The organism is Sciscionella marina DSM 45152 (genome assembly GCF_000379465.1).
GTDB lineage: Bacteria > Actinomycetota > Actinomycetes > Mycobacteriales > Pseudonocardiaceae > Sciscionella > Sciscionella marina.
Genome location: NZ_KB905380.1, coordinates 1,175,674 through 1,197,771 on the forward strand (window position 1 = coordinate 1,175,674; position 22,098 = coordinate 1,197,771).

Consider the following 22,098-nt stretch of genomic DNA (forward strand, 5'->3'; position numbering starts at 1 on the left):
CCAGAAAGGAGAAACCGCGATGCGTATCCGGATCGTCGGCACCCCAGAAGAGAACAACGCCACCTGTGTGGTGCTCGGAATGCTGCTGCACGTCCGCGAGGAATCCCAGTTCTACCCGAACCGCGGGAACAGCGAGCTGGGCCGAACCTACCTCGACGCGGAACTACCGAGTGGCTGGACCGTAACCGAAGGGAGCGCGTCATGATCGCCCTGCACTTCCTGAAAATGTGGCTGAAAACCGCACTCGGCTTCGGCCTGGCTGGACTCGCCGAATACATCATCGTGACCGACCTGGTGTGGCGGGTCCTGCTGCTCACGGTCACCGGGGCCGCATTCGTGCTCGTGACCGTGCTGATCCGCCGCGAATGGCGCGCACAACGGATCAACGGCAGCTACCGCTACCAAATGATCGATGACGTATCCACGGGCCGGAGGTGACCGGTGATGGCCTGGAAATTCGAGCTCGACCAGAGCGGAATGAAACGGTACCGGGACTGCTACGGCGAATACCGGCGCCTGTGCTCAGAGCAAACCCCGAACCACGGCAGCGACTCCTCGGTGATCGTCAACCTTGTCGCAACGATGGTCCGCGGTCTGCACCAGCAGCTCGACGCACTCGCCGATACCGCCCTGCGCTACGGGTCCCGGTTACGCGACACCTACATCTGGTACCCCGGTGGTACCGCGTCCTCGGCCGTGATCGATCAGGGATTCATCCACGAATACCAGGGCTTCGCCACCCAGTACGACCACCTCACGCCGGGCTCTCCCACCGACAGCGAGGTCAACGAAGCGGTCCGGTTGCTCGACTGCATGGCCCAGTGCCTGACCAGACAGTGCGAGCTGCTCGGGAAAACCGAGCACATGTGGAAAGCCAAGTCGGCCAACACACGAAGGAGGTGACCAGCAATGTCCCGCATTCTCGATCTGAATACGCGCAACATCGATGTCTACTGGGAGATCTACGGGCGGTTCGCGTTCTGGCCCGACCGTGTCACCAGGTCACCGAATAGCACGCCACTGGGCGATTACAAGGTCGCAAGGCACCTGGTGGAGAACATGATCGTGCCGTTGTGTCGGCAGTCGGAGACCGTGCAGGACCTCCTCGCGGTCCACGGCGTCCGCTGGGGCGGCCAGCGGCACCTCTCCGGGCGCAACCTCGGTGTCCGGGTATTCTCGCTCGGGATCGACCAAGCCCTGATGACCGAACACCAACGGTTCGTCGCCAGCTATCAGGATCTCCCCGCCACGGCGAGCGAAGCTGAGGTCGAATCCGCGATCGAGTACCTGGACCGGATGCTGTTGTGCCTGGGCGGGCAACTGCAACTACTCGGGAACACCTGCCACATGTGGAAACTCGAGGAAGCCAAAGCCCGCAAACGTAAGCAGGACCACGCCCGGTGGCAGTCGTGAACCGGGAACGCTGGCTGCGGTGGCTACAAACCACGGTCATGGTCGTGCTCGGTGGGATCGGTGGGGCCGCGGGCTTCACCCACACCCACGACTGGGCACAAGCCCACGGGCAAACCGGGTGGCTCGCCTGGGCCGACGCGGTCGTGATCGAGGGCATGGCCGTGGTCGCCGGACTGCGCCTGCACCACGACCGGACCGTAGGCAACCCGATCCGGTTCCCGGCCGCGGTGCTCGCGGTGGCGTTCATCGTCCAGATGATCTCCCAAGTCGCCCTTGCCGAACCGTCGGCGGCCGGGTGGCTGGTCGCGGCGATGCCCGCGCTCGGGTTCCTCATCGTGGTCAAGCTTGCCCTCCGCCCCTCCCGCGGAAACGCCGTTGAAACCCCAGTCCCACAACCGGAAACCGTACAGCCCGCCACCCCACCCGAACTGGTCACCAACAGCTCGCCGCGGGAAAAGACGGGTGGGGCGGTGGACAAGCTGCCCTCCACGATGAGAAAGACCGTGCTCGACCTCGCCGACAAGGCACACCGGGAACAGCGCGGCCTGACCCCGGCCGACATACAGCAACACATCGGCATCCCCGACCGGCTCGCCACCGAGCTCGTCACCGAACTCAGCCGCGCAGCCTGAAACCCCAGTCACACAACCGAATACCGCCACCACCTACGACGCTCGGCCACCCGGTCAGCGTCGTTTTTCTGTGCCCCACAACGAAAGGACCACGATCATGTGTACCCGCACCAACACCAAGACCTCGACCCTGATGGCCGCCTACGCCGGATACGCGGACTCGGTCGGCATGCCCGAACCCACCAGCATCCACCTCCGACCCGAGGACCTGGAGCTCGATATTCACCCCCGGGTGCAGGCCTACACCGATCCGGTTGCGGTGCTGTCCTCGCTGCTGCTCTGGACGCGCAACCTGCACGGCATCACCGGCACCTGGCGGCGCACCACGGGCGAGAGCCTGCACATCAGCATCACCGGCCGACTCAACAGCGGTGTCCGCGTGACCGTCTACGACGGCATCGACTACCAGGCCGCGGCCGGGCTCGTCTACCTCGAACCCGAACAGTCCGAGTCCGTCGCCCTGGACGAACTCAGCTTCCTCGCCGCGGAACTGCACGGCACACCCGCTGCGTGAATCCCACTCCCCTGCCCTCGACCATGGAGGTCTCCGTGACTGACACCCCGACGACTGCCCCGAGCCCGGAACGCCTTGCCGCGCGGGCCAAAGAACCAGACTGGTCAACCTGGCGAACCAAGGTCGAGGCGGTCGGCGGGTGCTCGGCACCCATCCATCTCCACGGCGAGTTCTGGATCCGCTCGAAAGAAACCGGCGACAACCTCGCCGGAGTCGAGGGCAGGGTGTTCGTCCCGTGCGGGAACCGGCGCGAAGCCGTCTGCCCCGCGTGTTCGGAGGTGTACCGCCAAGACGCCTTTCACCTGATCCGCTCCGGGATCTCCGGCGGCAAGACCGTGCCCGACACCGTGGCCACCCACCCGCGGTTGTTCGTCACCCTCACCGCACCCTCGTTCGGACCCGTGCACACCCGAGTCGTGCACACCACAGGGAAAGTGCTCCGGTGCCGATGCGGTGAAACCCACCGAGGGACTGACTCCCGCATCGGCACCGCCATCAACCCCGCCACCTACGACTACACCGCCGCGGTGCTCTGGCAAGCCCACTCCGGCGAGCTCTGGCATCGGTTCACCATCCGGCTACGCCGCGAACTTGCCCGCGCTGCCGGGATCAAGGTCCGCGAATTCGCCGACCACGCCCGCATCTCGTACGCCAAGGTCGCCGAATACCAACAGCGCGGCATGGTGCACTTCCACAGCATCATCCGACTCGACGGCCCCAGCGGACCCGAGGACACCCCACCGGCGTGGGCGCGACCGGAACTGCTCGCCGCCGCCGTGGAAACCGCCGCTGCCGAGGTCCGCATCAACCGGACCCTCCCGGTAGCCGAGGGCGTCGAACGGGCCTTCACGTTCGCCTGGGGCACCCAAATCGACGTGCGCCCCGTCGCCTCCGGCGAGCAGCTCGAAAACGCCGACGGGGCCATCTCCGATCACGCCCTGGCCGGGTACATCGCCAAATACGCCACCAAGGGCACCGACGCCACCGACACCGCCGACCGTCCATTCCGGACCGCCGAAGCCATCGAACACGTTCGCGCCACCGAGCACCACAAGCACATGATGCGCGAAACCTGGCGACTCGGTGGCCTGCCCCGGCTGCGGGCGCTGCGGAACTGGGCGCACATGCTCGGGTTCCGCGGGCACTTCCTCACCAAATCCCGCCGCTACTCGATGCAGCTCGAACACCTGCGCAACGCCCGCCGACTGCACCGCTACACCACCCAACTCGACGCGCTCGGAGTCACCGAGGACGACATCACCGTCATCAATCACTGGGAACACACCGGCAACGGCTACTCAAGCCCTGCCGAACAAGAACTCGCCGAAGCCATCGGGCGACGCCAGCGAGAAAACCGCAAACACAGGAAGGAACCGGAACAATGACCAAGCTCATGAGCATCAACGACGTGGCCGAATTCCTCGGCATCCCAGTCGGCACCCTCTACCAATGGCGCACCCGCGGCTACGGACCAACCGGCCGACGCATCGGCAAATACGTCCGCTACCGCCCCGAAGACGTAGAAGCCTGGGTCGACGGACAGGGCGGTATCTGATGGCGCGCGCGTGGGTATATGACCGCAGTGGCACAAAGAAATATGAGGCGGCGGTTGCGAAAGCGAAGACCACCGGGCGGAAACCGCCGTCTCGCTGGGAAGTCATGTACTACGACCAGTCCGGGAGCCTGCGTACCGAAGTGGCCCGCAACAAGCGGACTGCCGAGGCTCGGTGTAGCGACCTGGAGGTTTCACTCTCCAGCGGCAGTTACGTCGATCCGGTAGAGGGCAAGGTTTCCTTCTCGACAGTGGCTGAACGATGGATCGATTCCCGCCACGACCTGAAACCCCAAACCTGGTGGAAGTACCGTGCTCTGCTCGATAATCACGTTAACGAGCGGTGGGGAGACCAACCGCTGGTGAAGATCGACCACGAAGAGATCTCGACGTGGGTTGCGAGACTGCTCAAGTCCAAGGACGAGGGCGGCTCGGGGCTCGGGGCTTCTCAAGCGCGGCATTGCTACCGGGTGCTGGCGATGGTGCTGGAGTGGTGCGTACCCAAGCGGCTCCCCCGCAACCCGGCCCGTGGGGTGAAGCTTCCGATCCGGCCTGAGTCCGAGCATGTGTACCTGAGCTACGAGCAGATCGAGCGGCTGGCGTCGGCGTCGGCGGGGCTGGTCACGAAGTACAAGGTGCCGACCGCGGGTGCCGCGATCAACCGGGCGCTCATCCTGCTGCTGGCCTACACCGGTATGCGATGGGGCGAAGCGGCCGCCCTCCGAATCGGCAAGGTGGATCTCAAGAACCGGCGTATCCGGGTCGTGAGCACCTTCACCGAGATCAACGGCGTGCAATGCGAGGGCCTGCCGAAGAACGGCAAGCCACGTACCGTGCCGATCCCGGCGTCCCTGGTCCCCGTGCTCCGTGAAGTCGTCGGCAACCGCGGTGACGATCAGCTCGTGTTCCGCACCGCACGCAAGCAGTCACTGCGGGCGAACAACTGGCGGGTCCGGGAGTTCAACGCCGCGGTGAAGGCCGCCGGACTCGGTGACCTCGGACTGACCCCGCACAAGCTCCGGCACACCGCGGCCTCGCTGGCGATCGCAGCGGGTGCGGATGTGAAGGTGCTACAGCAGATGCTCGGGCACGCCACGGCGGCGATGACGCTGGATATCTACGGGCACCTGTTCCCGGACCGCCTCGATGAGGTCGCCACTAAGCTCGACCGCAACCGAACCAAGGCCCTGCGCAGGTCGGCCCGCGATGACGCTGCTTGAAGACTTCGGCCCTGGGCATGTTGGGAAAATGTTGGGATGCCCGGGGCCGAGGCATGTCCGGGGCATAGAGAAAGGGCCGCCTACCTGCGTAGACGGCCCTTTGCCGGTCGGGCTGGCGGGATTTGAACCCACGACCCCTTGACCCCCAGTCAAGTGCGCTACCAAACTGCGCTACAGCCCGGGTGCCGCGTGTGTGCGACGTGATGATCGTAGCGTACGCGGCCGAGGGGGTTGTCACCCACCCTGTTCCAGACCATTAGGCAAGGCTAAGCTCACTGCGGACGGACGTTTAGGCAGGGAGTCGACTGTTGACGGGTATGGTTTCGCGCCGGCGGGCGCTTGGGCTCGGTTTGGCGACGGTGGCCGGGGTCTCGGTGGCGGCGTGTGGCGGCTCGGGCTCTGGTTCGGATTCGACTTCGGGCGGTGGCTCGTGGGAGTACACGGACGCGCGCGGGAAGCGGGTCTCCCTGAAACAGCGGCCGCAGCGGATCGTGGCGTATTCGGGCGTGATCGGTGCGCTGAATGATTATGGTGTGCATTTCGCCGGGGTCTACGGCCCGCATTCTCCGGTGAACGGTAAGCCGAATCCGCAGTCGGGTGACGCGAATTTCGCGAATATCCGCTCGGTCGGTGAGAAGTACGGGGATTTCGATATCGAGAAGCTGCTGGCGTTGCGGCCGGATCTCGTGCTGGAGACGTCGTTCTTGCCGAACAAGCCGTTCTACATCACCCCGGAGGTGCTCCCGAAGGTGGAGCAGGCGGTACCGGTGGCGCTGATCGACACCTCGGCGCGCACGAACACGTTGCAGATTCTGGACAACATGACGAAGCTGGCCCGTTCGCTGGGCGGGAACCCGGATTCGGACTCGGCGAAGCAGGCGCGTTCGCGGTTCGACAAGGCCAGTGCCGCGATCAAGGAGAACGCGAAGGCGAACCCGCTGCGGGTGATGATGATTTCCGGTTCGCCGGACAAGTTGTTCGTGACGCACCCGAAGGAGCAGGACAACTCGCGCTATGTGCGGGACCTCGGGGTCAATTTCGTGGATCCGCCGTACACCCAGAAAGGCGAGGTGTTCATCGAGCTTTCCTGGGAACAGGTCGGCCGCTATCCCGCGGACGTCATTCTCTACGATTCCCGCCCGCAGGCGATGAAGATCGAGGAGCTGAAAAAGGTTCCGACATTCGCCACACTCCCCGCGGTGCGGGCGGGCAATGTGGCGCCGTGGAATCCGGAGATCCCGTTCTCCCATCTCCAGCTGGCGAAGAATCTCGAACCGATCGCGGAATGGCAGCGCAAATTCAAACCGGTGGCGGTCTGAGTTATTTCTTCTTGCGCTTCTCCCGGACCCGGACGGAAATCCGTACCGGGGTCCCGGTGAAGCCGAATTTCTCGCGCAGTTTGCGTTCGATGAACCGGCGGTAGGAGGCCTCCAGGAAGCCGGTGGTGAACAACACGAATGTGGGTGGCCGGGTCTGCGCCTGAGTAGCGAAGAGCACCTTGGGCTGTTTACCACCGCGCACCGGCGGCGGGGTCGCGGCGACGAGCTCGCCGAGCCAGGAGTTCAGTGCCCCGGTCGGCACCCTGGTGTCCCAGGATTCGAGCGCGGTACGCAACGCGGGGGCGAGCTTGGCCACGGAACGGCCGGTGAGCGCGGAGACGTTCACCCGTTGCGCCCACGGGATGCGCCGGAGTCCGCGGTCGAGTTCGCGTTCGAGTTCCCGGCGGCGGTCCTCGTGCATGAGGTCCCATTTGTTGAGCGCGAACACGAGCGCGCGCCCGGACTCGACGACCATGCTGAGCACGCGCAGGTCCTGTTCGCTCACCGGTTCGCTCGCGTCCAGCAGCACGATGGTCACCTCGGCGGACTCGATAGCCGCCTTGGTGCGCAGCGAGGCGTAATACTCCGCGCCCGCGGCGAAGTTGACCCGCTTGCGCAGGCCCGCGGTGTCCACGAAACGCCAGGTCTGCCCGTCGAGTTCGATGAGCGAGTCGACGGGATCGACGGTGGTGCCCGCGACCTCGTGCACGACCGAGCGCTGTTCCCCGGAGAGTTTGTTGAGCAGGCTGGATTTCCCGACGTTCGGTTTGCCGAGCAGGGCGACCCTGCGCGGCCCCGCGCCGCGGCCGAGGCTTTCCCTCGGTGTCTCGGGCAGCGCGGCGAGCGCGGCGTCGAGCAGATCGCCGGATCCCCTGCCGTGCAGTGCGGAGACCGGGTAGGGCTGGCCGAGCCCGAGCGACCACAGGTCCGCGGTGTCGGCGACCCTGCGGTCGTCGTCGACCTTGTTCGCGACCACGAGTACGGGGGTCTTGGCGCGCCGCAGGATCCGCGCGGCGGCCTCGTCGGTCGCGATCGCCCCGGTGATCGCGTCCACCACGAACAGGATCGCGTCGGCGTGCTCCATGGCATACGCGGACTGGGCGGTGACCGCGGCGTAGAGCTCATCGGCGGCCGGATCCCAGCCGCCGGTGTCCATCAGGGTGAACCCCTTGCCTGCCCATTGCGCGGTGTAGCTGACCCGGTCGCGGGTGACCCCTGGCACGTCCTGGACGACGGCCTCGCGCCTGCCGAGGATCCGGTTCACCAGCGTGGACTTGCCGACGTTCGGCCGCCCGACTACCGCGAGAACCGGTTGCGGCGCAGCGGTTCCGCTGTCCTCGGCCGGTTCGGTGCCGGTGAACTCCTCCCATTCGGACTCGTCCGACCAGGTGCCGTCGAGCACCTCGTCACCCATCAGTTCGGACTCACTCATGCCTGCTCCCCGTCGGTTCGTATCCGGTCAAGCCTACGCACCAGTTCGGCGAGCTCGCCGCGGACGTGTTCGGTGCCCTCGGCAAGGCCCGCCGAGCCCTTGCCGATCTCCGGGGTGAACGGTTCTCCGACGAGCAGATCCACCCGGGGCCGGAACCCGGTGCGGGCCCGTTTGCTGGTGCCCCGGGTCGCCACCGGGACGACCGTGGCACCGGAGGCGCGCACCAGCCAGGCCGCACCCCGTTCGGCCGCCTCGACGTCCCCGTCCCCGCGGGTACCCTCCGGGAACACCCCGATCATCCCGCCTTCGCGCAGCACACGCACGGCGGCGAGCAGCGGGGCACGGTCCGGGCTGCTCCGGTCGATCGCGAGCTGGCCGATCTTACGGAAGAACGTCCCGGCCGGGCCGACGAACAGCTCCCGTTTGACCAGGAACACGCACCGCCGCGGCACCAGACCGAGCAGCAGCTGCGGTTCGATGAAGGAGCTGTGGTTGGCGATGAGCACCACCGGCCCGGTGCGCGGGAAGCAGTCCATGCCGTGCACCCGGATCCGGAAGAACGGCCGGTACATGTACCGCCCGAGGAGCCTGGCCGCGCCGTGCAGCGCGGGACTGGCGCCCTCGGGCAGACCGGTCGCGGTGGTCACGACCCGCGCTCCGTTCCGCTCCCGACGAGGCCGCGCTCGTCCACGAGGGACAGGAGGATCGCGACGACCCCGCGAGCGTCGAGTTCGGTGGTATCCACCTCGACGGCGTCCTCGGCCCTGCGCAGCGGGGAGACCGCCCTGCTCGAGTCGATGCGGTCCCGGTCGGTCACCGAGGCGAGCGCGGCCTCGGCGCTCGAGGCCCGCCCGCTCGAGTTGTCCTGGCGGTACCTGCGGTTCGCGCGCGCCTGTTCGGAGGCGGTGAGGTACACCTTGATCTCGGCGTCCGGGGCTACCGTGGTGCCGATATCGCGCCCCTCGACCACGATGCCGCCGCGCTCCTCGACCGTCGCGGCGATGATCCTGCGCTGCTCGGCGACCAGTAGTTCGCGCACATCGGCGATCGCCGAGACGGGCGAGACCGAACCGGTGACCTCGGGCCCGCGGATCTCGACGGCGACATCCTCACCGTCGAGCAGCACGCCGGGGTTCGCCGGATCGGTGCCGATACCGAGCCGGCTCTCGGCGACGGCGAGGGTGATCGCGGCTTCGTCGGCGAGGTCGATCCCGGCGCGCAGCACCGCGAGCGTGACCGCGCGGTACATCGCTCCGGTGTCCAGGTATCCGGCCTCCAGTGCGGTGGCGAGCCTGCGGGCCACGGTCGATTTACCGGTGCCCGAAGGTCCGTCGAGCGCGATCACACCGCGCAACGTGCCAGCCCGCATTATCCGCCTCCTTATATCGGCCGAATCATCAGCCATTCTGCCCGACCCGATATCGTCGCCGATCATGCGCATCATCCCGTTCGGTGAACAGCATCGTGAGGCCGCGCTGCGGCTGAACAACGCGGCGGTCCCCAAGGTCAATGAACTCGATGCGACCGAATTGCGGTCCGTCCTCGGGCACAGCGCGCTCGCGCTCACGGCCGAGATCTCCGGCGAGTTCGCCGGGCTGGTCGTGGTCATCGGCCCGGGGACCGGGTACGAGAGCGAGAACTACCGGTGGTTCGAGGCGAGCTACCGCGACTACTGGTACCTGGACCGGATCGTGGTCGACGAGAACCACCGCGGGGCCGGGATCGGCGCGGCACTGCACCAGGCGGTCTTCGAGGAGGCGAAGGCGGCCGGGATCGGGGAGATCGCGCTCGAGGTCAACATCGAACCGCCCAATCCCGGCTCGCTGCGCTTCCACGAACGGCTCGGATTCGCCCAGGTCGGCACGTTGCAGACAGGTGAGGGCAAACGGGTGAGTCTCATGACCCGCGCGGTGGGTTAGCGTGGAGTGGTGAACGTCGATGTGACACCGCTTCCCGGTATCGGGACACGGCAGGATTTCGCCTCGAAGGCCGGACGCCGGATCGGCGTGGTCAACCACCGTGACGGCCGGTTCGACCTGATCGTCTCCAAGGTGGACGATCCGGACGCGTGCACCGCCTCGATCCCGCTCACTCCGGAGGAGGCGGGGGCGCTGGCGAATCTGCTCGGCTCGCCCCAGCTGGTCGCCGCGCTGGACGAGCAGCAGCGGGACGTCACCGGGATCAGCACCAAGCAGTTGCCGATCGGCCCGCACTCCCCGTTCGACGGGCGCACCCTCGGGGACACCGCGATGCGGACCAGAACCGGTGTCTCCATCGTGGCGGTGGTGCGTGCGGGAACCGCCCACCCCTCCCCCGGTCCCGAATTCAATCTCGCCGGTGGTGACCTGCTCGTCGTGGTCGGCACCAGCGAAGGTTTGCGGAAGGCCGCCGAGATCCTCGAACGCGGCTGATGCACGACACCGCGATCTCCCTCGTAGAACTCGGCGCGATCTTCTTCGGACTCGGGGTACTCGGCCGGTTCGCCTGGCGTATCGGGATCTCCCCCATCCCGTTGTACCTGCTCGGCGGTCTGGCCTTCGGGCAGGGCGGGGTGATCCCACTCGACGGGATCCACGAATTCACCGAGCTGGCCAGCGAGATCGGCGTGGTCCTGCTGCTGTTGCTGCTCGGGCTCGAATACTCCGCGGCGGAACTGGTCACCGGGCTGAAACGGTCCTGGGTGTCCGGGCTCATCGACATCGTGCTCAACGCGGCCCCCGGCGTCGCGATCGCGTTCCTGCTCGGCTGGGGCCCGGTCGCCGCGCTCGCCATGGGCGGGGTCACCGTGGTCTCCTCCTCCGGGATCATCGCGAAGGTGCTCTCCGACCTGGGCAGGCTCGGTAACCGGGAGACGCCGACCATCCTCGCGGTGCTCGTGTTCGAGGACCTGACCATGGCGGTGTACCTGCCGATCCTGACCGCCGTACTCGCCGGGGCCACCCTGCTCGGCGGGCTGACCACGGTCGGGATCGCGCTGGTCAGCGTGACCGTGGTGCTCGTGGTCGCGTTGCGCTACGGCAGGTTCGTCTCGGCCATCGTCGACTCCCCCGACCCGGAGGTGTTCCTGCTGCGGGTACTCGGGGTGGCCATGCTCGTCGCCGGGCTCGCCTCCGAGCTGCAGGTCTCCGCCGCGGTCGGCGCGTTCCTGCTCGGCATCGCCATCTCCGGGTCCACCGCCGAGAACGCCACCCGGATGCTTACCCCGCTGCGCGACCTGTTCGCCGCGCTGTTCTTCGTCGTGTTCGGGCTCAACACCAACCCGGCCGAGATCCCGCCCGTGCTGCCGGCCGCGATCGGGCTCGCGGTGATCAGCGCCATCACCAAGATCGTCACCGGGTGGTTCGCCGCACGCCGCGCCGGGGTGCGGCCGCTCGGCAGGGCACGCGCGGGCGCCGCCCTCATCGCGCGGGGCGAGTTCTCCATCGTGGTCGCGGGGCTCGCACTGGCCAGCGGCGCGGTACCGGAACAGATGGCCTCGCTCGCCACGACCTACGTGCTGCTGATGGCGATCATCGGACCGGTGGGGGCGCGCCTGGTCGAGCCGGTGGTGGGCTGGTTGCGCACGCTGCGCCACCGCACCCCGAAAACGGTCTGAGTCACTCGCCTCGCTGCCAGGCGGTATCGAGCAGTTTCGCTATCTCGGCGGCAATGGCGCCACCACGGAGCCGCAACCGGGACATCGCGAGCTCATGGCACCGATCACCGGCACGCCCGGCGATCGCCCAGACCACAGCGAACGGGCCATCTCGTTCCACCCGGCGGACGATCCGGTAATCCCGGTCTCCGCCGACGAGCTCCCGGAAGCTGGTCGGATCGCCCCGATTGCGGCTACCGAGCGGCGCACCGGGTTGCTCCGGGCTGTGCTCGAGTCTCCTGAGCGCCTTCAGCACGATCTTGCGCTGCGCCCCTCCATGCCTCGCAAGCCTTCCCCGGCATCATCGGCCAGCAGGACCGCGGCCATCAGTCGTCCAGATCGACGCCGAACTCGGCCGCGATGCTCTCCAGTGAATACCGGACGCCGTCGTCGGTCGTCGTGCGCGCGAGGCCGAGCAGGCGGAGGTCCTCCTCGAGTCCAGCCGCCGTAACCGCGGTCCGGGGCCAAAAAAGACCTGGCGCTATTCGTCCACCGCGGCGAACAGACCGCTGATCTCGTCCTTGGAGAGCTGGCGCAGGGTACGCGGGCGCTGGTTGCCGAGCTGTACCGAACCGATCGCGGTACGGACAAGGCGCTGTACCGGGTGCCCGACCGTGTCGAACATCCGCCGCACGATGCGATTACGCCCCTCGTGCAGGACAACCTCGACCTGAGCCCGTCCGGCATGTTCGGCGACGAGCCGGTACTCGTCCACGGCCGCGGGGCCGTCGTCCAGTTCCACGCCCTCGCGCAGCCGCTTGCCGACCTCCTTGGGCACCGGACCGGGCACCTCGGCGAGGTAGCGCTTGGCGATACCGAACGAGGGATGGGTCAGCCGGTGCGCGAGGTCGCCGTCGTTGGTGAGCAGCAACAGCCCCTCGGTGTCCGCGTCCAGTCGGCCGACGTGGAACAGCCGGTTCCCGTGTTCGGCGACCAGGTCACCGACGCAGGGGCGGCCTTGCTCATCGGACATCGTGGTGTGCATGCCACGCGGCTTGTTCAGCGCGAGGTATTCGAGGTCCTCACGCACGGCGACCCGCCTGCCGTCCACGCGCACCACGGCGGTCTCCGGGTCGACGCGCTTGCCCATCTCGGTGACGAGCTCCCCGTTCACGGAGACCCGCCCGTCGGCGATCATCTCCTCGGCGGCGCGGCGGGAGGCGATACCGGCACGGGAGAGCACCTTCTGCAGGCGCATCCCCTCGGGTTCAGTCGAGGTCATCGATGGAGTCCACTTCGGGAAGCAAGGGGGCGATGGGAGGCAGATCCTCCAGGCCGGCCAGTCCGATGCGTTCCAGGAACAGCTCGGTGGTGCGGTACAGGGTGGCGTTCGTATCGCCGTCCGTGCCGACCTCCTCGATCAGGCCGCGGGCGATCAGGGTGCGGATCACACCGTCCACGTTCACCCCGCGCACGGCCGCGACCCTGGCCCTGGTCACCGGCTGCCGATAGGCGATGACGGCCAGAGTCTCGAGCGCGGCACGGGTGAGCTTGGCGCGCTGTCCCTCGAGCAGCAGCCGCTCCACGTACGGGGCGTACACATCGCGGGTGTAGTAACGCCAGCCGTCGCCGACCCGGCGCAGATCGATGCCCGATTCGGCGGCGGTGTAGCGGTCCCGGAGGCGTTCCAGGGTCTCCAGCACCCGGTCGGCGGACTGCCCGAGGGTCTGGGCGAGCGTCTCCTCGTGGATCGGGGTGTCCACCACGAGCAGCAGCGCCTCGCAGGCGGCTTCGAGCTTCGCGTCCTCGTCGAGGTCACCGGGTTCCGGTTCCTCGATGCTGTCTTCGGGTTCGGGGGCAGCCGCGGGCTCGGTTTCCGGTGCGGCCGCGTTCTCCGGCGCGGTCCCAGGCTCCGTCACCGGCTCCGCGGTCTCCTCGACCGCGGGCTCGCTCACGGCCGCTGTGCCCTCTGGCTCCGTCACCCGTACTCCTCTTCCTCATCGCCGCTTCGCTGGGCTGCCGCCTCGGCCTCCTCGAGCGAGCTGGCCGTCCAGCGCACGTTCAGTTCCCCGAGCGGGTCCTCCTGCTCGAGCCCGATACTCGCCTCGCGGTACAGCTCGAGCAAGGCGAGAAAACGGGCCACGACCTCGTAGGTGTGCGCACAGTCCGCGATCAGCTGGCCGAAGGTGGCACTACCCCGCTCGGCGAGCCTGCCGCGCAGGATGGCCGCGTGTTCGCGCACCGAGACCTTCGCCATGTGCAGGTGCTCGATCGAGACCTGGGGCGGCGGTTTCGGCCGGAACACCGAGGCCGCGATCTCGGCGAACCGTTCCGGGCTCACCCCGATCATCACCTCGGGCAGCAGCTCGGTGTAGCGCTGTTCGAGCGCCACGGAGCGAGGATAACGACGCAGCGCGCCCGCCTCCAGTTCCGCGAACAGCGCCGCGACCTGCTTGTACGCCCGGTACTGCAGCAGCCGCGCGAACAGCAGGTCCCGCGCCTCGAGCAGCGCGAGGTCCTCCTCGTCCTCCACATCACCCGCAGGCAGCAGCCGCGCGGCCTTGAGGTCGAGCAGGGTCGCCGCGATCACCAGGAACTCCGTGGTCTCGTCCAGGTTCCAGGCATCCCCGAGCCCACGGATGTGTGCGATGAAGTCGTCGGTGACCCGGTGCAAGGCCACCTCGGTCACGTCCAGTTGATGCTGCGAGATCAGCTGAAGCAACAGGTCGAACGGGCCCGTGAAGTTGTCCAGGCTCACCTGGAACTTCGGTACCTGTTCGGCCTCGGCGGACGGCTCATCGCCCCGCGCGAACGCGGTGTCCGTCACGGTCGCCCCTCACAGGCGCGCCGCGGTGGCCCCGGCTCGCTCGCAAGCTCGCTCACGGTGACCCGGTTTCTCCGCCGAGCCTGCGCACCAGCACGGACTCGGTTCCGCGGGCATCGAAGTCCTCGAGCATCACGGCGACCGCCTCACGCACGATACGGCCCCGGTCGACGGCGAGCCGGTGGGTGGCACGCAGGGCCAGCCGCGCCTGTTCGAGGGCGAGCAGCTCGTCGTCGGAGATGTACACGGTGATTTTGGCGGAGTGCCGTTCGCGTCCGGTGGTCTTTTTTTCGCTCGGTTCGGGAGCGGGCGCGGTGGCGCGTTCGGCGTTCTGCCGCGAGGCGTGGGTGGAACGGAACAGCTCGGCGGCCCCTGGCAGGGCGGCACGTCGTCCGGTCATCGGGAGATCACCTCCCTCGCCAGTGCGCGGTAGGCCTTCGCACCGGCCGAGCGCGGCGACCAGGTGGTGATGGGCTCACCGGCGACCGTGGTCTCCGGGAACCGGACGGTTCGATTGATCACGGTGTCGAACACGGTGTCCCCGAAGGCCTCGACGACGCGCGCCATCACCTCGCGGGAATGCACGGTGCGCGGGTCGAACATCGTCGCGAGGATGCCCGTGATCTGCAGTTTCGGGTTCAGCCTTTCCTGCACTTTCTCGATCGTGTCGATGAGTAGGGCGACCCCGCGCAAGCTGAAGAACTCGCACTCGAGCGGGATCACCACCCCGTCGGCCGCGGTGAGCGCGTTCACCGTGAGCAGGCCGAGCGAGGGCTGACAGTCCACGAGAATGTAGTCGTAGTGGTTGAGTACCGGACCGAGCACCCGCAGCAAGGTGTGTTCCCGGCCGACCTCGGCGACCAGCTGCACCTCCGCCGCGGACAGGTCGATGTTGCTCGGCAGCAGGTCCATGTCCTCGACGCTGGTCCGCAGAACCACGTCGCTCACCTGGGTGCCCTTGTCCATGATCACGTTGTACACGGTGTGATCCAGCTGATGCGGAGCGACACCTAGTCCGACCGAGAGGGCGCCCTGTGGGTCGAAGTCCACCAGCAGCACCCGGCGACCGAACTCGGTGAGCGCGGCGCCGAGGTTGATCGTCGAGGTGGTCTTGCCCACCCCGCCTTTCTGATTGCACATCGCGAGCACGCGCGCGGGACCATGGCCGTCGAGCAAGGGGGGCTCCGGTATCACCCGCCTCGGGCGCCCCGTCGGCCCGAGTGCCGATTCCTCCCGGGGGTCCTCGTCCGGCTCGTCCTGCGCTGTCGACATGGTGACCTGGCTCCTTGTCGTCCTTGTTCCCCGCAGCCTATCTGCCACGGGCCCTCGGGTGCGCCGTGGCATACACCTCGCGGAGCACGTTCACCGTGAGCAAGGTGTACACCTGAGTGGTGGTCACCGAGGCGTGTCCGAGCAGTTCCTGCACCACCCGTACATCCGCGCCGCCCTCGAGCAGATGCGTGGCGAAGGAATGCCGGAGGGTGTGCGGCGAAACGGGGACCCGGATCCCGGCGCGCTCGGCCGCGGTGCGCAACACCTGCCAGGCCGACTGCCGGGAAAGGCGCCCGCCCCGCTGGTTGAGGAACACCGCACCGGTGCCCCTTCCCTTCGCGGCGAAGCCGGGACGCGCCCGCACGAGATAGGCGTCCATCGCTTCCAGGGCGGGCATCCCGATCGGCACGATCCGGTCCTTGCCTCCCTTGCCGCGCAACAGGATCGTCCGTTCGGAACCGTGTACGTCGTCGATATCGCAGCCGACGGCCTCGGAGATGCGCGCCCCCGTGGAGTACAGCACCTCGAGCAGCGCCCGGTCGCGCAACACCACCGGTTCGTCCCCGGGCAGATCCAGCAGCCGAAGCACATCGTCCACCGGGAGCGCCTTCGGCAGTTTGCGCGGCGGGGCCGGTGGGCGCACCTCGCGGGCGGCGTCCCGCTCGCAGAGCCCGTCCAGAAAGGCGAACCGGTGCAGCCCGCGCACCGCGACGACCGCGCGCGCGGCCGAGGACGCGGCCAAGGGTGGCTGTTCCGGGGTGCCCTCCCGTAACCGGACGAGAAATCCGCTCACCTGATCCTCGGTGACCTCATCGAGGGCGGAGATCCCCTGCTCCCCCAGGAAGGTGGTGTACCGGTCGAGATCGCGGCGGTACGAGCGAAGCGTGTTCGTCGAGGACCCTCGTTCCACCCCGAGGTGATCGAGGTAGGAACGCACGACAGCATCGACCGCCACCATGACAACCGAGATTAACGCAATCCGCGCGGCATCTCGTGGTGCTACGGTCCCGGGCATGGCGGACTCCGCGCACGACGCACAGCGCATCGGGACCCGGGAGCGGGAGGAATCCATCTCGGTGCTCGGGGAGCACTTCGAGGCCGGCCGGATCACGGCCGAGGAATACGGGGAGCGCACCGCGACGGCGGGCGCCGCCGTCGTCCGGGGCGATCTCACCACGCTGTTCGAGGATCTGCCCGAACCACGTCCCTCGTTCCTGCGCCCGCCGCTGCCGCAGGCACCGCCGCCCGGTGTCGTTCCCGGCTCCGTTCCGGTCGCCGGGCTCTACGCACCACCACCGATGCCGCAGTACCAGTTCTCCCCGAAGTCGAAGGTCGCCGCCGGGGTGCTGAACATCGTGCTGCCCTTCGGTATCGGCCGGTTCTACGCGGGCAACACCGGAATCGCGGTCGCCCAGCTGCTCGTCACGATCTTCACCTTCGGCGTCGGTGCCCTGTGGTCGTTCATCGACGGGATCGTGCTGATCGTGAACGGCGGCCTGGACGGGGAGGGCCGCCCGCTGCGCGACTGAGCGGCGCGGCGGCTCAGTGCTTCCGTCCCGCGGCGAACCTGGTGGGGCGATCGGGGAATTCCGCCTCCGCGTCCCGCGCGGGCAGCGTGCCATCGAGTACCGCGCGGGCGGCGAACAGTCCGCTCACCGCCGAGCCGTTGATGATCTGCCCGGCCATCGCCATGCGCAGCGCTTCGTCCAGCGGAACCCGATGGATCCGGAGATCGGCCTCTTCCTCGCTCGGCTCCGGACGGTCCACTTCGGACAGTCCGGTGGCCAGGAACACCCGGGCCACCTCGTCGGTCATTCCGGGACTCGCCGCGACATCCACGAGTGTGCGCCATTCCCGCGCGGCGAGCCCGACCTCCTCGACCAGTTCCCGCCGCGCGGTCTGCACCGGCGACTCACCGGGCACATCGAGCAGTCCGGCGGGCAGTTCCCACAACCGTTTGCCGACCGCGTGCCGGTACTGGTGGATCAGCACCACCGCACCGTCCTCGTCGAGGGCGACGATCACCGCCGCGCCGTAGTGCTCGACGACCTCGCGGCGCGCGGTGCGCCCACCGGGCATCACGACCTCATCGGCGCGCAGGGCGAAGATGTTGCCCCGGTAGACCGGTTCCGAGGAAACCGTCTCGAAGACGTGGTTCATGCCGAGGGCACCGATTCCGCCGGCTGCTCCACATCGCCGAGATCCACCGGAAGCCGCTCGGCTGCCCGGTAGTCGAGCGCTGCCTTGACGAACGCGGCGAACAGCGGGTGCGGGCGGGTCGGCCTGCTCTTCAGTTCCGGATGTGCTTGCGTGCCAACGAAGAACGGGTGCTCTTCGACCGGGAGCTCGACGAATTCCACGAGATTGTCGTCCGGGGAAGTCCCGGAGAACACCAGTCCGGCCTTCCCGAGCCGGTCCCGGTAGGCGTTGTTCACCTCGTAACGGTGCCGGTGCCGCTCGGAGACCTCCCCGGATCCATAGGCCCGCGCGACCACCGAGCCCTCGGCCAGTTTCGCGGGGTAGGCGCCGAGACGCATGGTGCCGCCCATATCGCGGACACCTGCGACCACATCCTGCTGATCGGCCATCGTGGAGATCACCGGATGCGGGGTGTCCTCGCCGAACTCCGCCGAGTTCGCCTTGTCCAGCCCGGCGAGCGCACGGGCGACCTCGATCACCATGCACTGCAACCCGAGGCAGAGCCCGAGCACCGGGATCTTGCGGGTGCGGGCATAGCGGACGGCGCCGAGTTTTCCTTCGATACCGCGGATACCGAAGCCCCCGGGGACGATCACGCCGTCGAGATCGGCCAGCGCCTTGCCCGCGGAGGAATCCGTCGCGCACTCATCGGAGGGCACCCAGACGATCTGCACCTTCGCGCGGTTCCCGAACCCGCCCGCGCGCAGGGCCTCGGTGACCGAGAGGTAGGCATCCGGCAGGTCCACGTACTTCCCGACGAGCCCGATCCGGACGGTTTCCTCGGGGTGGTGCACCCGGTCGAGCAGTCCGCCCCACACGGTCCACTCCACATCGCGGAAGGGCAGATCGAGCCTGCGCACCACGTAGGCGTCGAGCCCCTCGGCGTGGATGACCTTCGGGATGTCGTAGATCGACGGCGCGTCCGGGCAGGCGATCACCGCTTCGGTGTCCACATCGCACATCAGCGCCATTTTGTTCTTCAGCGATTCGGGCAGTTCCCGGTCCGCGCGGCACACGAGCGCGTCGGGCTGGATACCGATGTTCCGCAGCGCGGCGACCGAATGCTGCGTCGGTTTCGTCTTCAGCTCCCCGGACGGCGCGAGGAACGGCACGAGCGAGACGTGCAGAAAGAAGCAGTCGTCCCGGCCGACGTCGTGGCGAACCTGACGGATCGCCTCGAGGAAGGGCTGCGATTCGATGTCCCCGACCGTTCCGCCGACCTCGGTGATCACCACATCCGGAACGATCCCGTCCTCGTCCGCCGAGGACATCGCGAAGATCCGGCGCTTGATCTCGTCGGTGATGTGCGGGATCACCTGGACCGTGTCACCGAGGTACTCGCCGCGGCGCTCCTTGGCGATCACATCCGAGTACACCTGGCCGGTCGTGACATTGGCCGTGCCGTTCAGGTTCCGGTCGAGGAAACGCTCGTAGTGCCCGATGTCGAGGTCGGTCTCCGCGCCGTCCTCGGTGACGAACACCTCGCCGTGCTGGAACGGGTTCATCGTTCCCGGATCCACATTGAGGTAGGGATCCAGCTTCTGCATGGTCACCCGGAGCCCGCGTGCGGTGAGCAATTGACCGAGGCTGGACGCCGTCAGTCCCTTACCCAGCGACGAGGCGACGCCCCCGGTGACGAAGATGTGCTTGGTCTGGCGAGTCGATGCCACCTTGTGGGCTCCCCGTGACGTGAGTGCTGGCTCGGTACTCGGTCCGCGTGCTGCCACCGAGGCGAACGCCTAGCCACTCGCGGCGCCGGTAGATCACCGAATCCGCTGTTCGTGCGGCCCAGCCGTTCACGGGACTCCAGCCTAACACCACTCGCGCGGAGAACCGACACGAGCCGCGCCCCGGTGCGTCGGCTACGCGTTCGGCTCGGCGGTCGATCGGGAACCGCCGATAGAGAGGGGTGCCACTCTTCTGTTCGGCGGCGCTCTCTTGATCGACGGCGCTCTGTGTTCGGCTCAGCCCTGCGTGTTCGGCTCAGCCCTGCGCGTTGCCCGGGAGTGGGGCCTTCGCGTTGCCCGCGGTTCCGTACTGGCCGGACTGCCCGTTGAGCTGTTCGGCGAGCGCGAAGACGGTCGCGATCTGGCCCTGCGCGAGGTCCGTGTCATCCACTGTGGACAGTTGGGAGCTGATCGCGCTGTCCGCGCGGGCCACCCCGACGGCCCCGTTGCCCTGGGCCGAACCGTCGCCACCGCCCAGCACGGCGCCGGCCCCCGACTTGTCGAGCTGCGCGGCGAATCGTGCGACGGTCGAGGCCTGGTCGCCTGCCGCGTCGCCGTTCTCCGCGCCCCCGGTGAGCACGATCGCCAGCTGCGCGGGCTTGACGTCACCGTTGGCGCGGACGAACCCCCCATCGCTGAGCGCCGAGATCGCCGCCGAGGTTTCCTGCGGGTTGGCCTGCGGCTGGTTGTTCTTGCCGAGCAACAGCAGCGAACCGAGCAGGCCACCGGACAAGGTGCCCGGGTCGGAGGCCGTCGGCAGCTGTGCGCCGGAGGGGATCACGCGGGTCACGAGGTCACGCAGCTGGTCGGACTTGCCCGGATCGGAGAAGTCCTTGGTGAGCTGCAGCTGGGCGGTCACCGAGCCGCCCGCGTTCTTCACCAGGCCGCCGATGGCGTCCTTGGCCCGCTGGCTCGCGTCCGGGGTGCTCACGACGGCGACGGTGCGCCGGTCCAGCACACCCTTGACCGCGGTCGGGCCGACCCCGGCCGCGAACTTGTCCGCGCGGTCCAGCTTCGCCCGCAGCACGTTGTTCTGCGCCTGCTCGTCGGACAGCCGCGCCGACAGATCGTCTTTCTGGTTGGACAACCCGGACAGGAGCGTGTTCGACAAGGTCGTCGAGCCGAGCACCACCCCGAGCGCGAGCGCGAGGAACACCGCCGCGATGGAGATGACGTGGTAGCGGAGGGAAATCACGTGAAGAGCCCCTTGACCCAGGCGACGAGGGAATTCCAGGCGTCGCCGACGTAGTTCAGATAGACCTTGCCGACATCCGAGAGCAGCAAGGCGGCGAGCAGTACTGCGAGGGCCGCGATGATCAACAGCACGATCGCGCCGGTGGAGACCCTACTGCGGTGCAGCGTGGCCACGGCCTTCGCATCCACGACCTTGCTGCCGAGCTTGAGCTTGGTCAGGAAGGTCGACGGGTTGGAGCCCGAGCGGCCCCGGTCGAGGAACTCCCGCAGGGTCGCCTGGAATCCCGCGGTGACCACGAGACTCGCGTCCCCGGCCTCGGCCAGCAGCAGTGCGAGGTCCTCCGGGTTACCCGAGGCGGGGAAGGTGACCGCGCCGATACCGAGATCCTGGATCCGTTCGAGCCCGGGCGCGTAGCCATCGGCCTGTGCGGGCACGACCACCTCGGCCCCGCTCTTGAGGGTCTCGGTGCCGATCCCCTGCGGGTCACCCACGATCACGCTCGGCCGGTACCCCGCGTGGAACAGGGTGTCCGCCCCGGTGTCCACGCCGACGAGGATCGGCTGGTGCTCCTTGATGTAGCGCTTGAGCGCCTTCAGGTCCTCGGGCGCGTCCCGGCCATCGCCGACCACGAGCACCTCGCGATCCCGCATACCGGTGTGCAGCTCGGGTACCCCGACTCCGTCGAGGATGAGCGTGCGCTCCTTACGGAGGAATTCGATCGTGTTCGCGGAAAAGGCCTCGAGCTGGGCCGACATTCCGGCCTTCGCCTCGATCATCTGGTCCGCGACCGACTCGGAGGTCTGTTCCACCCCGCTCGCGAGCTCACGTTCCCCCTGGTAGACGACGCCCTCGTGCAGGCGCAGCTTCATGCCGTCCTTGACCGCGTGCAGCACCTCACCGCCCGCATTGTCGATGAGCGGGATCCCTGCGGCGACCAGCACCTCCGGCCCGAGATTCGGAAACCGGCCCGAGGTCGACGGAGAGGCATTGACCACACCCGCCACTTCGGCGTTGACCAGTGCGTCCGCGGTGCGCCGGTCCAGGTCGAGCTGATCGAGGACCACGATGTCGCCCGCACTGACGCGCCGCAGCAGGTCACCGGTACGCCGGTCGACCCGCGCCACGCCCGCGATACCGGGCAGTGTCTGGTTCGGACGCGTGAGCATGGACGAGAGCTTCATGTGGCTGATGGTGACAAATGTGCACGTGATAATGACGTTGCCAC

At 67.9% G+C, this 22,098-nt stretch carries 28 protein-coding genes and 1 tRNA gene; 14 read left to right on the forward strand and 15 right to left on the reverse strand.

From position 1 onward, the window contains the following. Positions 1–19: 19 nt before the first annotated feature. The 9 genes from A37U_RS0105735 (at position 20) to A37U_RS42410 (ending at position 5,331) form a co-directional block, all read left to right on the forward strand. Positions 20–205, forward strand: a complete 186-nt coding sequence (locus tag A37U_RS0105735; protein WP_020495661.1) for a hypothetical protein — start codon at positions 20–22, stop codon at positions 203–205. Beyond that, positions 202–438 carry a hypothetical protein gene (locus A37U_RS0105740; RefSeq protein ID WP_020495662.1) on the forward strand — a complete coding sequence of 79 codons (237 nt, stop codon included), beginning with the start codon at positions 202–204 and terminating at the stop codon, positions 436–438. The genes A37U_RS0105735 and A37U_RS0105740 overlap by 4 nt, the downstream gene beginning before the upstream one ends. Positions 439–444: 6 nt before the next feature. Beyond that, positions 445–903, forward strand: a complete 459-nt coding sequence (locus A37U_RS0105745) for a hypothetical protein (RefSeq protein WP_020495663.1) — start codon at positions 445–447, stop codon at positions 901–903. A gap of 6 nt (positions 904–909) precedes the next feature. Continuing rightward, the gene (locus tag A37U_RS0105750) at positions 910–1,413 is read left to right on the forward strand and encodes a hypothetical protein (protein ID WP_020495664.1); all 504 of its coding nucleotides are present in this window, start codon (positions 910–912) and stop codon (positions 1,411–1,413) included. Beyond that, a complete protein-coding gene (locus A37U_RS48095) occupies positions 1,401–2,045 on the forward strand; it encodes a DUF2637 domain-containing protein (protein ID WP_051111547.1) in 645 nt (214 codons plus the stop codon). The genes A37U_RS0105750 and A37U_RS48095 overlap by 13 nt, the downstream gene beginning before the upstream one ends. 97 nt (positions 2,046–2,142) lie before the next feature. Next, positions 2,143–2,559, forward strand: coding sequence for a hypothetical protein (locus tag A37U_RS48100; protein WP_020495666.1), 417 nt, complete (start codon positions 2,143–2,145; stop codon positions 2,557–2,559). Positions 2,560–2,594: 35 nt separating this feature from the next. Then, complete coding sequence (locus A37U_RS0105765; RefSeq protein WP_040586760.1) at positions 2,595–3,944, forward strand: replication initiator; 1,350 nt, start codon at positions 2,595–2,597, stop codon at positions 3,942–3,944. Continuing rightward, positions 3,941–4,114: a helix-turn-helix transcriptional regulator gene (locus A37U_RS0105770; RefSeq protein WP_020495668.1), complete on the forward strand. Its 174-nt coding sequence runs from the start codon at positions 3,941–3,943 to the stop codon at positions 4,112–4,114. The genes A37U_RS0105765 and A37U_RS0105770 overlap by 4 nt, the downstream gene beginning before the upstream one ends. Then, positions 4,114–5,331: a tyrosine-type recombinase/integrase gene (locus tag A37U_RS42410; RefSeq protein WP_083933201.1), complete on the forward strand. Its 1,218-nt coding sequence runs from the start codon at positions 4,114–4,116 to the stop codon at positions 5,329–5,331. The genes A37U_RS0105770 and A37U_RS42410 overlap by 1 nt, the downstream gene beginning before the upstream one ends. 107 nt (positions 5,332–5,438) lie before the next feature. Here the strand turns inward: A37U_RS42410 and A37U_RS0105780 are convergent. Further along, positions 5,439–5,512, reverse strand: a tRNA-Pro gene (locus A37U_RS0105780). A gap of 136 nt (positions 5,513–5,648) precedes the next feature. Between A37U_RS0105780 and A37U_RS0105785 the strand changes: the two genes are divergently transcribed. Further along, on the forward strand, positions 5,649–6,650 hold the full coding sequence (locus tag A37U_RS0105785) for an ABC transporter substrate-binding protein (protein ID WP_020495670.1): 1,002 nt from the start codon (positions 5,649–5,651) through the stop codon (positions 6,648–6,650). Position 6,651: 1 nt separating this feature from the next. Here the strand turns inward: A37U_RS0105785 and der are convergent, their stop codons facing one another. From der to cmk, 3 genes are read right to left on the reverse strand one after another with little or no spacing between them, the layout of a single operon-like run. Further along, positions 6,652–8,082: a ribosome biogenesis GTPase Der gene (gene der, locus A37U_RS0105790; protein ID WP_020495671.1), complete on the reverse strand. Its 1,431-nt coding sequence runs from the start codon at positions 8,080–8,082 to the stop codon at positions 6,652–6,654. Next, complete coding sequence (locus A37U_RS0105795) at positions 8,079–8,729, reverse strand: lysophospholipid acyltransferase family protein (RefSeq protein ID WP_020495672.1); 651 nt, start codon at positions 8,727–8,729, stop codon at positions 8,079–8,081. Before A37U_RS0105795 ends, der begins: the two co-directional genes overlap by 4 nt. Further along, positions 8,726–9,451 carry a (d)CMP kinase gene (gene cmk, locus A37U_RS0105800; RefSeq protein ID WP_020495673.1) on the reverse strand — a complete coding sequence of 242 codons (726 nt, stop codon included), beginning with the start codon at positions 9,449–9,451 and terminating at the stop codon, positions 8,726–8,728. Before cmk ends, A37U_RS0105795 begins: the two co-directional genes overlap by 4 nt. 64 nt (positions 9,452–9,515) lie before the next feature. Between cmk and A37U_RS42415 the strand changes: the two genes are divergently transcribed. The 3 genes from A37U_RS42415 to A37U_RS0105815 are packed head-to-tail and all read left to right on the forward strand — an operon-like array spanning position 9,516 to position 11,677. Continuing rightward, complete coding sequence (locus A37U_RS42415) at positions 9,516–10,001, forward strand: GNAT family N-acetyltransferase (protein ID WP_020495674.1); 486 nt, start codon at positions 9,516–9,518, stop codon at positions 9,999–10,001. Between the two features lie 9 nt (positions 10,002–10,010). Continuing rightward, positions 10,011–10,493, forward strand: coding sequence for a cation:proton antiporter regulatory subunit (locus A37U_RS0105810; protein WP_020495675.1), 483 nt, complete (start codon positions 10,011–10,013; stop codon positions 10,491–10,493). Then, entirely contained in the window at positions 10,493–11,677 is a 1,185-nt protein-coding gene (locus A37U_RS0105815; RefSeq protein WP_020495676.1) for a cation:proton antiporter, read from the forward strand. Before A37U_RS0105810 ends, A37U_RS0105815 begins: the two co-directional genes overlap by 1 nt. A gap of 1 nt (position 11,678) precedes the next feature. Here the strand turns inward: A37U_RS0105815 and A37U_RS0105820 are convergent, their stop codons facing one another. From A37U_RS0105820 to A37U_RS0105850, 7 genes are all read right to left on the reverse strand, one after another. Further along, the gene (locus A37U_RS0105820) at positions 11,679–11,972 is read right to left on the reverse strand and encodes a hypothetical protein (protein ID WP_020495677.1); all 294 of its coding nucleotides are present in this window, start codon (positions 11,970–11,972) and stop codon (positions 11,679–11,681) included. Positions 11,973–12,197: 225 nt separating this feature from the next. Further along, positions 12,198–12,938, reverse strand: coding sequence for a pseudouridine synthase (locus tag A37U_RS0105825; RefSeq protein ID WP_026196907.1), 741 nt, complete (start codon positions 12,936–12,938; stop codon positions 12,198–12,200). Further along, the gene (gene scpB, locus A37U_RS0105830) at positions 12,925–13,638 is read right to left on the reverse strand and encodes an SMC-Scp complex subunit ScpB (RefSeq protein ID WP_157182617.1); all 714 of its coding nucleotides are present in this window, start codon (positions 13,636–13,638) and stop codon (positions 12,925–12,927) included. Before scpB ends, A37U_RS0105825 begins: the two co-directional genes overlap by 14 nt. Next, complete coding sequence (locus tag A37U_RS0105835; RefSeq protein ID WP_020495680.1) at positions 13,635–14,483, reverse strand: segregation and condensation protein A; 849 nt, start codon at positions 14,481–14,483, stop codon at positions 13,635–13,637. Before A37U_RS0105835 ends, scpB begins: the two co-directional genes overlap by 4 nt. Positions 14,484–14,535: 52 nt before the next feature. Continuing rightward, complete coding sequence (locus A37U_RS0105840) at positions 14,536–14,880, reverse strand: hypothetical protein (RefSeq protein ID WP_020495681.1); 345 nt, start codon at positions 14,878–14,880, stop codon at positions 14,536–14,538. Next, a complete protein-coding gene (locus A37U_RS0105845) occupies positions 14,877–15,752 on the reverse strand; it encodes a ParA family protein (RefSeq protein ID WP_020495682.1) in 876 nt (291 codons plus the stop codon). The genes A37U_RS0105840 and A37U_RS0105845 overlap by 4 nt, the downstream gene beginning before the upstream one ends. A 37-nt stretch (positions 15,753–15,789) precedes the next feature. After that, a complete protein-coding gene (locus tag A37U_RS0105850; protein ID WP_020495683.1) occupies positions 15,790–16,710 on the reverse strand; it encodes a site-specific tyrosine recombinase XerD in 921 nt (306 codons plus the stop codon). A gap of 55 nt (positions 16,711–16,765) precedes the next feature. Here A37U_RS0105850 and A37U_RS0105855 point away from each other — a divergent pair, with 55 nt between their 5' ends. Then, complete coding sequence (locus A37U_RS0105855) at positions 16,766–17,281, forward strand: DUF1707 domain-containing protein (protein ID WP_020495684.1); 516 nt, start codon at positions 16,766–16,768, stop codon at positions 17,279–17,281. A gap of 13 nt (positions 17,282–17,294) precedes the next feature. On the opposite strand, the gene A37U_RS0105860 is transcribed toward A37U_RS0105855, so the two are convergent. The 4 genes from A37U_RS0105860 to steA all read right to left on the reverse strand — a co-directional run bounded on the left by A37U_RS0105860 (position 17,295) and on the right by steA (position 22,054). Beyond that, positions 17,295–17,912, reverse strand: a complete 618-nt coding sequence (locus tag A37U_RS0105860) for an NUDIX domain-containing protein (protein ID WP_020495685.1) — start codon at positions 17,910–17,912, stop codon at positions 17,295–17,297. Further along, on the reverse strand, positions 17,909–19,621 hold the full coding sequence (locus tag A37U_RS0105865) for a CTP synthase (protein WP_020495686.1): 1,713 nt from the start codon (positions 19,619–19,621) through the stop codon (positions 17,909–17,911). Before A37U_RS0105865 ends, A37U_RS0105860 begins: the two co-directional genes overlap by 4 nt. Positions 19,622–19,934: 313 nt before the next feature. Beyond that, positions 19,935–20,873, reverse strand: a complete 939-nt coding sequence (locus A37U_RS0105870) for a copper transporter (protein ID WP_020495687.1) — start codon at positions 20,871–20,873, stop codon at positions 19,935–19,937. Beyond that, positions 20,870–22,054 carry a putative cytokinetic ring protein SteA gene (gene steA / locus A37U_RS0105875; RefSeq protein WP_026196909.1) on the reverse strand — a complete coding sequence of 395 codons (1,185 nt, stop codon included), beginning with the start codon at positions 22,052–22,054 and terminating at the stop codon, positions 20,870–20,872. Before steA ends, A37U_RS0105870 begins: the two co-directional genes overlap by 4 nt. Between the last annotated feature and the right edge of the window lie 44 nt (positions 22,055–22,098).